Annotated in this window: 11 protein-coding genes and 1 pseudogene; 4 read left to right on the plus strand and 8 right to left on the minus strand. The window is 39.5% G+C overall.

The window, feature by feature from the left end:
* Positions 1-465: 465 nt before the first annotated feature.
* The 3 genes and pseudogenes from CU635_RS24305 to CU635_RS04160 all read right to left on the minus strand — a co-directional run bounded on the left by CU635_RS24305 (position 466) and on the right by CU635_RS04160 (position 3266).
* Entirely contained in the window at positions 466-1413 is a 948-nt protein-coding gene (locus tag CU635_RS24305; RefSeq protein ID WP_373270889.1) for a methyl-accepting chemotaxis protein, read from the minus strand.
* Positions 1408-2427, minus strand: a pseudogene (locus CU635_RS24310) (cache domain-containing protein); the annotation flags it as partial. The gene CU635_RS24305 and the pseudogene CU635_RS24310, both read right to left, overlap by 6 nt.
* 557 nt (positions 2428-2984) lie before the next feature.
* Entirely contained in the window at positions 2985-3266 is a 282-nt protein-coding gene (locus tag CU635_RS04160; RefSeq protein WP_101575923.1) for a hypothetical protein, read from the minus strand.
* A gap of 350 nt (positions 3267-3616) precedes the next feature.
* Here CU635_RS04160 and tatC point away from each other — a divergent pair, with 350 nt between their 5' ends.
* The 4 genes from tatC to tatA are packed head-to-tail and all read left to right on the plus strand — an operon-like array spanning position 3617 to position 7073.
* On the plus strand, positions 3617-4327 hold the full coding sequence (gene tatC, locus CU635_RS04165) for a twin-arginine translocase subunit TatC (protein WP_101575924.1): 711 nt from the start codon (positions 3617-3619) through the stop codon (positions 4325-4327).
* Positions 4328-4342: 15 nt separating this feature from the next.
* Entirely contained in the window at positions 4343-5107 is a 765-nt protein-coding gene (locus CU635_RS04170) for a gluconate 2-dehydrogenase subunit 3 family protein (protein WP_245917316.1), read from the plus strand.
* A gap of 19 nt (positions 5108-5126) precedes the next feature.
* Positions 5127-6845, plus strand: a complete 1719-nt coding sequence (locus CU635_RS04175) for a GMC family oxidoreductase (RefSeq protein ID WP_101575926.1) — start codon at positions 5127-5129, stop codon at positions 6843-6845.
* An 18-nt stretch (positions 6846-6863) separates the two neighbouring features.
* A complete protein-coding gene (tatA, locus tag CU635_RS04180; protein ID WP_101575927.1) occupies positions 6864-7073 on the plus strand; it encodes a twin-arginine translocase TatA/TatE family subunit in 210 nt (69 codons plus the stop codon).
* A 58-nt stretch (positions 7074-7131) separates the two neighbouring features.
* Here the strand turns inward: tatA and CU635_RS04185 are convergent, their stop codons facing one another.
* From CU635_RS04185 to CU635_RS04205, 5 genes are all read right to left on the minus strand, one after another.
* Complete coding sequence (locus CU635_RS04185; protein WP_245917318.1) at positions 7132-7575, minus strand: PTS sugar transporter subunit IIA; 444 nt, start codon at positions 7573-7575, stop codon at positions 7132-7134.
* 170 nt (positions 7576-7745) lie between these two features.
* Positions 7746-8303: a shikimate kinase gene (locus CU635_RS04190; RefSeq protein ID WP_101575929.1), complete on the minus strand. Its 558-nt coding sequence runs from the start codon at positions 8301-8303 to the stop codon at positions 7746-7748.
* A 234-nt stretch (positions 8304-8537) separates the two neighbouring features.
* Positions 8538-9812 carry a C4-dicarboxylate transporter DctP gene (gene dctP, locus CU635_RS04195; RefSeq protein WP_101575930.1) on the minus strand — a complete coding sequence of 425 codons (1275 nt, stop codon included), beginning with the start codon at positions 9810-9812 and terminating at the stop codon, positions 8538-8540.
* 177 nt (positions 9813-9989) lie between these two features.
* Positions 9990-10679, minus strand: a complete 690-nt coding sequence (locus CU635_RS04200) for a response regulator (protein ID WP_101575931.1) — start codon at positions 10677-10679, stop codon at positions 9990-9992.
* A complete protein-coding gene (locus CU635_RS04205; protein WP_101575932.1) occupies positions 10669-12270 on the minus strand; it encodes an ATP-binding protein in 1602 nt (533 codons plus the stop codon). Before CU635_RS04205 ends, CU635_RS04200 begins: the two co-directional genes overlap by 11 nt.
* Between the last annotated feature and the right edge of the window lie 84 nt (positions 12271-12354).

Below are 12354 nucleotides of genomic sequence, written 5' to 3' on the forward strand. Positions count from 1 at the left end.
ATTATAATTGGAAAAGTTTATACTTTTCCTATAATCCAAAAAAGCCATCCATAACAATGGATGACTGTTTATAATTTACTTAAATAACGTTTCAACTCTGAATAAAAATTCTCTCTTGGTCCCATTAAAATAATAAGGACAATATTGCCATTCTCATCCTTTTCTATTGCGTAACATTTTTGACCGACTCAGAAAAGCCAAGGACGAATCCATCCTTGATTAACGATGCTGATTAGCACTTCGTGTGTCGCCGTGCAAATTAATAAAAAATAATTAAGAAAACAAGCAACAATTAAGCGTTCATTCAAATAATTGCGCGAAAAATCCAGGAATTAAGCGAAACGTTTTTTCGAGGGGTTCCCCTAATTAGACAACATCAAAGAGTTCAAATTAAAAAGAAGCGGGAAAAATAACCCGCTTCCTGATATTGATCAAGTGATCATTACCGACACAACTGATCTGCTTCTATAATTTAAATCTCACTAAAGTCGATTGCATATCTTCAGCCAGAACAGATAAAGATTGTGCAGATGCGGAAACCTCTTCCATCGTGGCAAGTTGTTCCTGGCTGGAAGCCGCATTCTGCTGGCTTGTAGTAGCCCCTTCTTCTGCTACTCCTTTTACTACGTCAATCGCTTCAACTATTTGATTGCTGCCTTCCGACATCTGTGTGATAGAGGTTGCAACCTCCTGGACCTTATCACTGACCTGGGAGACCCCTTGCTCAATCATTTGGAATAATTCTCCGAATTTTTGCGTTTTGACAACACCGTCTGCTACTTTTTCTGTACCGATTAGCATTGAAGAAACAGCCTGGTCAGTTTCTTTCTGGATGGCTCCGATCAGTTCAGATATTTGTTGTGCTGAAGCAGATGATTGTTCTGCCAGCTTTCTTACTTCATCTGCCACAACGGCAAAACCTTGGCCATGTTCTCCGGCACGAGCTGCTTCAATTGCTGCATTCAATGCAAGTAAATTCGTTTGTCCTGCAATTTCCGTAATGATCGATACAATTCCAACAATTTCCTTAGATCTATCACCAAGGTTTTGGATAATCGCAGATGTACTTTGTACAGTTTGGTGGATATCATTCATATGAGTGATCACACCTTCAACACTGTTAGCACCATCAGTGGATATTTGCAGTGTATGTTTTGTCAATTCGGATACTTCACTGCTGTTTGCGGCAATTTGTTCAATACCTACAGACAATTGATTAACAGCAGTGGCCGCTCCATTAATGCTGTTAAGTTGTTCATCAGCACCTGCAGCAATCTGTTGGGTTGCCGCCGCAACTTGCTGTGCAGAAAGGCTGCTTTGTTCCGCAATAGCCGTTAATTCTTCTGAAGATGCTGTTAACGTATTAGCCGATTTATTAACCTGGCTTAACACGGAACGAAGAGAATTTACCATGACATTAAAGCTTTGTCCCAATTGCCCCAGCTCATCATTTGATGCAATTTCAATCTTTTCATCAAGACTGCCTTGATTGATTTTTTCTGTGGCTTCCATCAAGGTTTTTAAAGGATTGCTGATTGATTTAATAATAAAGAACACTAGTATGGTCGCAAGTACCAATGCCACTAAGATGACAATAAATGTTGTGACTAAAATTGGGCGCGCCTCTACGTCTATTTCCGATGAATACATCGTTCCGGAAATTTTCCATCCCGTTACTTTATTCGTTTCAAACATCAGCTTTTTTTCTTCGCCGTCAAGCATGTATGCTGTTTGGCCTGAATCATGATCATACATGTATTTATGCTCAGCGCCGTTAGCATCCGCACCTACTGGCTGCTTCGGGTGAATCAAAAATTTGCTGTTTTTATCCAGCACCTGAGGGTAACCTTCATTACCTATTTTTGCCTCATTGACCATCGCTGCGAGAGTGTCAATGTTAACGTCAAAAGCAACTACGCCGCTGTTGTCGTTCAGTGTTTTTGCTAGAGTGATGGTCACCAGGCCTGAACTTTTATCCTCAACAGGATCAGTGATAATCACTTTTCCCGAATTATCAGTCGCTTGTTGAAACCAAATTTTTTCTTCCGGGTCGCCTGATGCTTGTTCTGAAGAGCTTAATAAAGCACCTGTATTCGTACCTATATAGACATTTTCAATTTCCGGATATACTTCACTAAAATCGACAAGCTTCTTTGTTGTGTTTGTGATTTGTGATTGATCAGACTGGTCATTTGTAAAAGAACCAGATAAGTAATCTACCACTTTCATTTTATCTTCAAAAAATAGAGTTACATTTTGATTGATTAATTTCACATTTTCACTGGCTGCATTGAGAATTTGGCCCTCAACTTTTGATTTTGCTGATTGGTAAGATATTAATCCAATCGCGATTGTTGGTATTAATAGAACTAATGAAAAAGCGATGATAAGTTTATTCTTGATGTTCAGTTTAAAAAACGAAAGCATATGTTATTCCTATTCCTTTCTATATGTGTAATATCTTGATGCATTATTTACTACATTTTTTTCCTTTCTTTTCATTATATAAAAAAACGCTGCTGTTTTAGGTAATCCTACCTAGAAACAGGAAGCGTTTAGTTTATAGCAGGTTCGCTACTAAATAACTACAAAACTTCACAAAGCAAAGGTGTTTGTTTATGTACAACAGGTTCACTGACGTCATAGAACATTCTGCCTTTTTTATTTTAGTACATATGAACTAAATAAAATTTGCCTTTATTTTCGAAAATAAGGAAATATGCCCGGTTTTTTGATTAAAACATAAATAAATTCCAAATGTCAATAAAATTTCCATAAATAAATCATTAAGCTATGTCCATCATCTATAAAAAAGATGATTTTTAAAAATAGCAAAAAAGGACTTTCATAGTGAAAGCCCTTTTTTGATTTGTTTGTTTGTTTGTTTGTTTGTTTGTATACAATTTGAGATCCGTACATATTTCATTAAATTTTATTAAAAAAGATAGAGAACAACTTAAATAATCAGCCGGGTGGCTTTAATGTTAGTGAACTGAAAAAATTGCACTCCAGTTATAGACGATCAAAAAAATTGTCGTAGAAACCAGCAAAGCAGTTATAAATAACATGAATTTTTTTCCTGTCCAACATAATAATATGATAGATAAACCTACTGCTGCACCCAAGTATGCGAACCATGGAAACTGTGCATGGCCCAAAAACAGATAAAAGCCAAAGTTGGTCATTATCACTAAGGCGAGCAGGATTTGATTCATCATCCTGATTTCTGACTTGTTATGTTCAGTCATAAAGCTATGTCCACTCATAATCTTCCTCCTTTCTATCATAATATAACGTAAACAAGTTAAATAACTTATTTACAAATAGTTTTTGAGGAGTATAATAATACAAGAAACTGGAATGTCAATACGTTTATATTACTATATCTGTGTTGAAAATAGTAATATTTTGTTGAAGTTTGTCAAAATTATTACTTTTATTTCGATTTATCGCCTTTTATGCAACCAGAATGTCAACATTAATACTTAGGCTTGTTATTTTTAAAAAATAAAAATTCTGACTATTATTATATCGATATTCTAACACATAAAAATCTTGCATCGAAGTAAGAGAGCGGAGGATGAATTTACTACATAATTTAACGGGTGGTCAACAAATGGATAAGGAATTTACGCTCGAGGAGCATTTAACGGAGTTAAGAAAACGATTAATTATTGTTGTCGTGTCGTTTTTAGTGTCTTTAGGAATAGGCTTCAGTGTTGCATCAAAGTTATTAAACTTTATAAAATCACAGCCTGCCGCTGTAAATATAGATTGGAATGTTTTTGGTTTTACTGATGGCATACTTATTTATTTTAAGTGCGCCATCATCATTTCAATTCTAATTACTTTACCAATTGCACTGCACCAAGTCTGGCTCTTTGTAAAACCCGGGATGACGGACAAAGAATCTAAAGGAACCTTTTTTTATATTCCCGTATCATTTTTCTTATTTGTGGCAGGTGCATGCTTTAGTTACTTTATCTTATTCCCTTTAATGATGGAATTCATGTCAACGATCAATCAAACAATAGGTGCAACAGAAACATATGGAATGAACCAGTATTTTACGTTTATGTTCAATCTGATTATTCCAGTTGCAATTGTTTTTGAAATGCCGGTTGTCGTACTTTTCCTGACGAAGCTGGGGATTATCACTCCGAATTATTTGCGGAAAATGAGGAAACTCGCTTATTTTGTACTGGTAATTGTAGGCGTTTTTATTTCGCCACCGGATTTAATCTCTGATTTCCTGATTATTATCCCGTTATTGGTATTGTTTGAAATAAGTATTTTAGTTTCGAGTTGGTCTTTTAAACGAAAATAGATGGGGGAATTATCATTGTCTGAAAAAGAAGTTGTAAAAAAAGAAATCAAGTCGACAAGACGTACCTTTATCCGGAACTCTGGTCTGACTGTTGGAGGCGTTGTACTCGGAGGCGCACTTGGAAGCTTGCTTGGAGACAAACCAGCAGCTCCGGTATCACAGCCTGCCGTTGATCATTCACAGGCTGCGGCGAACCCAAATCAAGCATTAATGTACTTCACTCCGGAGCAATTTCAAGTTGTCGATGCAGCTGCAGAAGTCATTTTCCCGAAAACAGAAGCGGGCCCTGGCGCAAAGGAATTATTGGTTGCCTACTATATTGATCACCAGATGGCAGGTCCGTTTGGTTTGAACACGAAGGAATATATGTCGGGTCCATTCTCTCCTGGTGAAGCTGTACCTGAGCAGGGATACCAGACTCACTTAAAGCGGCAGGAGATATTCGATCTTGGCATCATGGCCTTAAATGACGAAGCAAATAAACGTTTCAAGGCTAAATTTCCTGAATTGGAAGAAGATCAGCAGATTGAAATTTTAACAGATTTTGAAGCTGATAAAGTGAAAATCAATGGTTCAGTTACTTCTAAATTCTTCTTTACTTTATTACGCAAAGTTACGATTGAAGGCGCTTATGCTGATCCAATGTACGGCGGAAATAAAGATATGGCCGGCTGGAAGATGAAGAACTTCCCTGGACACCAGGGTGCGTATACCCATTTAGGAAAAGATCAATTTGTCGTTGTGGAACCAAAAGCTTTGAATTCTCAACATAAACATTAAGGATAAAGGGTGAAAAAGAATGGCTACAGAATTACCAAAAACGGACATAGTATTAGTTGGGGTAGGCTGGGTTGGAGGAATCATCGCAGCTGAATTAACTCGTAAAGGTTATAAAGTAGTTGGCATTGAACGCGGTAAAGAGCGTTCAACCGAGGATTACTTTATGGCTCATGACGAAGTGCGTTATGCTGAACGCAAAGAAATGATGCAGGATATGTCAAAGGAAACAGTTACGTTCCGTCACAATATGAATCAAAAAGCACTGCCTTATCGCGAATGGGGTTCTTTCCTGATTGGAGACGGTGTCGGCGGTTCTGGAATGCACTGGAACGGGCAAACATTCCGCTTCCTTCCATACGATTTTGAAATTTATTCTAAAACGGTTGAACGGTATGGAAAAGATAAGATTCCTCAAGGAATGCAATTGCAGGATTGGGGTATCACTTATGATGAACTTAAGCCTTATTTTGATAAATTTGATCTGATGACCGGAATATCAGGTGAACCGAATCCATTGCCAGGTTCGCCGCAAATCGAGTATCCGAATCCACCGATGATTGAAACACCTGTTACTAAGTTGTTTAAAGAGGCAAGCAAAAAACTTGGCTATCATCCGTACCATATGCCTTCAAACAACCTGTCACAAAATTACACCAATCCTGATGGTGTAAGCCGTTCAGCTTGTCAGTATTGTGGTTTCTGTGAGCGTTTTGGCTGTGAATATGGCGCAAAAGCTTCACCAGTAGTAACCGTTCTACCTGTTGCCAAAGAAACTGGTAATTTTGAAGTCCGTACACACTCAGTTGTTCGAAAAGTAATCCATACTAACGGCCGTGCAACTGGTGTCCTATATGTGGATACGCGTACAGGCGAAGAATTCATCCAGCCTGCTGAAGTTGTTGTTGTATCTGCTTACCAGATGAACAACATTAAAATCCTATTGAACTCTCAATTAGGTACTCCTTATGATGCAAAGACTGGAACGGGTGTTGTTGGTAAAAACTATGCGTACCAAACATACCTTGGCCGTGCACGAGGATTCTTTGATGATAAAGAGTTCAACCTTTACGGTGGTGCTGGTGCTTTAGGTGCGCAAATTGACGACTTTAATGGCGACTTCTTTGACCATTCAAACCTTGGCTTTATCCATGGTGCAACGATGCATATTACACACCTGGGCGACCGCCCGATTGCGAATAACTGGGTTCCGCCTGGCACACCAACTTGGGGTAAAGAATTTAAAGAAAAGTCTACTTTCTATGCCAACAGAAACCTGATTCTGGCAGCACAAGGCGCAAGTATGCCGTTCCAGGACAATTACATTGACTTGGACCCAACTTATAAAGATGCTTTCGGAGATCCATTGCTGCGCATGACTTTCAACTGGAAAGACCAGGACCGCAACCTCATGAAGTTCATGGGTGACAAGTCGGAAGAAATCATGAAAGAAATGGGTGCGACTCATGTCCTTAAAGGTGGAGACGATATTAAAGATTACGATATTCGTAACTATCAATCCACACACAATACAGGTGGAGTCATCATGGGAGATAACCCGTCAACAAGTGTGTTAAACAGCTACCTGCAAATGTGGGATTGTGAAAACGTGTTTGTTCCAGGAGCTTCTGCATTCCCGCATAACTCCGGTTACAACCCAACGAACACAGTTGGAGCACTGGCTTACCGTGCAGCAGAAGGAATTGAGAAATACCTGGCTAATGGCGGCTCATTAGTTTAATAGAATATTAGGGGTGAGATCATGGCGAATATCGGCATACCGGGTTTAATCATCATTCTAATTCTTGCTTTAATCATTTTCGGGCCAGCGAAGCTGCCTCAATTAGGGCGTGCAGTTGGACAAACTTTAAAGGAATTTAAAAATTCTACTAAAGATGTTGTAGACGAAGTTACGTCTGAATTTGAATTAGAAGAAAAGCAACCAGACCTAAAAAAGAAAAACGTTTAAAATACTTCTGCCAGTTTATTTTCATTGCTGGCAGAAGTATTTTTTTATGTATTTACCCTCAAAATAAAATTGACATGATGTCCGCTTTCGTTTTTGCTTGCATAATCATTTCTAATTTTGCCCTGTCTCTCAATACAGCGGCCAGTGATTGCAATATTTCGGTGTGACTGCTCCCGTCAGTTCCGCAAACAGCACAGACTAGCTTGATGGGATCATTGCTATGGTGTCCGAAAAAAACTGGATTTTTAAGACGTATCAAGGCAAGACTCTGTTCAAGAACCCCCTGTTCCGGTCTTGCGTGTGGAATCGCAATCGATGGGGCAACCGCCATATAAGGTCCAAACTCATTAAACCCTTCCACCATGGCGTCGACATAACGCTCTTCAACCTTACCTTCATCCATCAACAATGCCCCTGCCTTTCTTATTGCTTCTACCGGCGTTTTTGCTTCAACATCCAAACAAATTAAATTTTCATTTAGAGGCAGCATCCCGTCACTCACTTTCTTCTTTTTTGATTTCTTCTTTTTTTCTCCAAAAAGGCTATATTGTAACTATGTATGAACGAGACTATGATGTTAGCGACTTTTTAACTACGATTAAAGTACTATATTCAAAGCAAAAAAGGCACCGGAGGCACCAGCGAACGACTATTTAAAATGAATGTAAACTGTTATTTATTGGGCTCATATATATCCCATGCCAGTTTCAACGAATCTACTATATAATCGGCTATTTCCTCAATGTCATGATTGTCTGTTTGAACTTTTGAATGGTGAGTAGAGTATATTTCTTGCCGCTTATAAAACAGTTCTTTTATCTCGTCAATCGATCTTCCTTGTAAAACCGGGCGGCTATCGATTATCAGGCTTATTCTCTCTTTCCATGATTCCCAAGATAAATCGAGAAAGAATACAATGCAGGAGGCCAAGCATTCTTCCCTGATTTCCTCTTGTAAAAAAGCCCCGCCGCCGACCGAGATAATATGTAATTTTTGCTTGGACAAATCAATAATCAGACTCTTTTCTCTTTCCCTAAATGCTTTCTCGCCAATTTTTTCAAAAATCTGCGAAACCGGCATATTGAATTCCTTCTCAATTTCATCATCGATATCGATAAAATCTCGATAAAGCTTTTTTGCCACAAGCTTGCCGATCGTCGTTTTCCCCACACCCATAAACCCGATAAACACGATACTTCTTTCTCTCAACGAAACTTCACGGTTCTTCAATACACTCAATCCCCCTGGTTTTACGGTAAAAACATTGAAATCATAAGCTTAAATATAAAAATTTATATTCTAATAATAGCACAAGTTTACCTGAACTCACCCAGTAATCTCGTGTGCAGTCGGCTATCCTCCGTTCGGATCGACAAAAAATCCCGCTGAGTAAACAGGCTGCTTACTTAGCGGGATTGATTGCTTGCTGGCCCCTTAATTGTGGTCAACAGCTTCTTTATTTAATTAGACGGCTTTCCGCAAGTCGTTCATTTCCGAAATAGCGATTACGCTCTTCGTTTCGTCAAATTCCTTTTCACTTTTTGCAACAACAATGGTGGCGATTCCATTTCCAATCAGGTTCACAATCGCTCTTCCTTCACTCATGAACCGATCGACACCGAGAAGCAATGCCAACCCTTCGAGCGGAATAACCTGCAGCGCTGCCAGAGTTGAGGCAAGGACGATAAATCCGCTGCCTGTCACGCCGGCAGCCCCTTTAGATGTCAGCATTAACACTAAGAGGACCGTAATTTGCTGCCCGATTGACAGGTCTACGCCGAATACTTGGGCAAGAAAGACAACCGCCATCGATAGATAAATAGAAGTTCCATCAAGGTTAAAAGAGTAGCCTGTCGGGATAACAAGGCCGACAACCGATTTCGAACAACCGTAACGTTCCATTTTATCCATCATTCTCGGCAACACTGATTCTGAAGAACTCGTTCCCAGTACGATCAGGATTTCGTCCTTAATAAACTTTAAGTAATTCCAGAGGTTAAAACCATACGCTTTACAAATCATATTTAAAACGACAAAAATGAATAGGAACATCGTGATATAGACGGACATCATTAACTTAGCCAGCGGTACAAGGGAAGCGAGCCCGAAATTGCCAATTGTATAAGCCATTGCACCAAAAGCACCAATCGGAGCTGCTTTCATGACATAGCCGATAATTTTAAAGAACACGAGAGACAGCTTATCAAGGAAATCGATAAGACCCTTTCCTTTTTCCCCAAGAGCTGCAAGACCTACTCCAAACAAAATCGAAAAGAATAAAACTTGTAAAATATCACCCTTTGCAAATGCATCGAACATATTCGAAGGAATAATGTGGGTGACGAACTCTATCCAGTTAATACCCTCGCCGCCATTTTGCGTATATTGCGAAACATCGCCTTTTTCAAGTTCATTAAAATTCAAGCCTGCACCAGGCTTCACAACGTTAACAACGATTAGACCAATCGCTAATGCTAAAGTGGTGACGACTTCAAAATAGATGAACGCTTTTCCGCCAACCTTGCCGACTTTTTTCATATCGCCCATTTTTGCGATCCCGAGTACGATCGTTAAAAAAATAATCGGTGCAATGACCATTTTTACTGCATTTATAAATGTGTCCCCTATTGGTTTCATTTCTTTTCCGACACTAGGCCAGATCAGACCAACCATCACACCTATAAAAATTGCAGTCAAAACTTGAAAGGTTAAATTCTTGAATAATGATTTCACCTTCATTGAAACCCCTCCCCTTATTTGCCTGAAAAATTTCTGCCATCCTTTACTCATAACAGAATGATAACGTTTTCATTAACGACTGGGAAGTTTATGGTCATAACGGATGTTTTGTTCATTTTGGTCTTTTTTCAACTAACCCCTGAGAGAATGAGCCTTGACATTGCGAAAAGGACACATTCACTCAGTAATTAAGTAGCGGTTAATCGGCCTGCCAACCCCTCCATATTGGACATCCAGCTTAATGACACCACGTTTATCAAGGTAGTCTAAATAACGGCGGGCCGTTACTCGCGCGATTCCGATCCCGCTGGCTACCTCTTCTGCAGAACGCGGTTCAGATTGTTTCTGCAAATAGCTGATAACCTCATTTAATGTAAATTCATTTAGACCCTTTGGCAATTGAGGATCTGTTGCCTTTGGTTGATCTGCATAAAGCAGCAGATCCAGCTGTTCCTGTGACATTGTTCCAGAATCTCTCATACTGATTCTGTATTGGCGGTACTTCTCCAACGCCTGCTGAATCCGCTGCAGCTTAAAGGGTTTTATAATATAATCCAAAGCACCATTTTGCAGCATCAGTTTGATTGTTTCTCGATCTTTGGCAGCCGATACAACGATAACATCGGACTCCAGATTTTGTTTTCGAAATTCCTGAAGCGTCTTGATGCCGTCTTTTTTGGGCATGAAAATATCGAGGATTACGAGCTCTGGCTTCAATTTTTTCACAAGTTCGATTCCCTCTTCGCCATCGCCTGCGACAGCGACTACCTGAAAGCCGCTTACACTTGCAATAAATTCTTTATTTACTTCCTGGACCATTGGATCATCTTCAATAAGCAGCACTTTAATTTCGTCTTTATGTGCCATACAATCCCTCCTCCACTCCCATCGGGAAGGTTATCGTAAAAGATGTGCCTTCACCTGGAAGAGATGAAACCTCGATTTCACCTCTCCCTTTTTCGACGATTTGTTTAACTAGATAAAGCCCGTAGCCTGTTCCAGCACGTTTGTTTACGGTAAATCCTTTCTCAAATACTCTTGAAAGGTGTTCTTCCTTAATGCCGCATCCGTTATCTTCGATTAAAATAGCGCATAGATCCCCGGACTGTTCAAGGCTTATATCTATTCTTTTATTCTCTATTTCTCCTAATTCAAAAGATCCAAAGGCATTTTCGACAAGGTTCCCCAATAACACGACAAAATCGTGTTGGTCAAGCTGCAAAGGAAATGTTTCCAAATGGCTGTTCTCGTCAATTATCACCTGGATACCGAGCTCTTTTCCCCTGCTTACTTTGCTTAAAAGCAGACCTGCGACAGCGTCGTTCTTGATCGCTTTATTTAAAAAGTTTGTTAAGCTTTCCTGTTCTTCCGACGCATTAAAAGCATGCTCCAGTGCCTTGTCCGATTTTCCGAGCTGAATCAGGCCGGCAATCGTATGAAGCTTGTTCATATGCTCATGATTTTGCACCCTTAGTGCTTCAACAAAGTTTTTTACACCCGTTAATTCTTCGGCTAGTTTGGCGACTTCAGTACGATCCTGGAAGATCGCGACGGCACCGATCGTTTTGTTATGGATCATAATCGGAATCCGGTTGCTTACAATTACTTTTCCGCTTACCTCTATCTCTTCATTATAAACCGCCTGATTTTTCTCGACAATTTCCGGGAGTCTTGTATCTTTTAAAACGGTGCGTATCGGTTTACCGACAACATCTCCTTTAACATTGAATATCAGCTTGGCCTTTTCATTGAAAATCGTAATGATTTCGTGATTATCGATGGCAATAACACCTTCATTAATTGAATGAAATGTAGCTGTCCGCTCTTCAAACATCCGTTTGATTTCATGAGGCTCTAACTGAAACATCTGTTTTTTAATATGATGGGCGAGCATCAATGACCCGATTAAACCAAATATCAATGTTAATATCACAATAAATTGAATTTCGTCGATCATTTCAACCATGATTTCCTGGAAGCTTGGAATCCGGTTACCGACCAGGACAACTCCAATTTGATTTAAGTCTTCATCTTTAATCGGAATAAAAGCACGGAGAACTGTTCCGATTTCACCCTTGGCCTTTGAAAAGTAAATATGTTCGGCAAAAGCGGGTTCTTCATCCTCGCCTTCCGAACGTTTTCCGATCAACTCCTTCGCAGGATGTGAATAGCGTATTCGCTCCATATTCATCACAATAATATAATCCGTTTCATTAATAATGCGGATGTCTTCCACGATCGGATTGATCTTGTCCCAGCCATCCGGTTTCTTGACAGCCTGCTTGACGTCGGACAGCTCTGCGACGGTTCGTGCCGTATTCATGGATCTTATCCGTAAATCTCTTTCCTCTTTTTGTTGAATATTTGCAACGATCACAATTCCGCCTATCAATAAAGAAAAAATCACGACTATATAGGATAAAATCGTGATTTTCCAACGAATCGATAAGTGTTTCATGTTATCCCCCCTCATCTTTAAAACGTATTGTCAAAAATTAAATATATAAATCAAGCAAATACATTGATATCAGAGGGTTTATAA

Origin of the sequence: Bacillus canaveralius, assembly GCF_002860125.1 — a bacterium.
GTDB classification, from domain to species: Bacteria; Bacillota; Bacilli; order Bacillales; family Cytobacillaceae; genus Bacillus_BJ; species Bacillus_BJ canaveralius.

Excerpts from the sequence above, each read along its gene's own strand:
- tatC (WP_101575924.1), top strand. The coding sequence starts at position 3,617 with ATGGATAAGGAATTTACGCTCGAGGAGCATTTAACGGAGTTAAGAAAA.
- CU635_RS04200 (WP_101575931.1), bottom strand. The coding sequence starts at position 10,679 with ATGGCACATAAAGACGAAATTAAAGTGCTGCTTATTGAAGATGATCCA.
- CU635_RS04205 (WP_101575932.1), bottom strand. The coding sequence starts at position 12,270 with ATGAAACACTTATCGATTCGTTGGAAAATCACGATTTTATCCTATATA.
- CU635_RS04175 (WP_101575926.1), top strand. The coding sequence starts at position 5,127 with ATGGCTACAGAATTACCAAAAACGGACATAGTATTAGTTGGGGTAGGC.
- dctP (WP_101575930.1), bottom strand. The coding sequence starts at position 9,812 with ATGAAGGTGAAATCATTATTCAAGAATTTAACCTTTCAAGTTTTGACT.
- CU635_RS24305 (WP_373270889.1), bottom strand. The coding sequence starts at position 1,413 with ATGGTAAATTCTCTTCGTTCCGTGTTAAGCCAGGTTAATAAATCGGCT.
- CU635_RS04160 (WP_101575923.1), bottom strand. The coding sequence starts at position 3,266 with ATGAGTGGACATAGCTTTATGACTGAACATAACAAGTCAGAAATCAGG.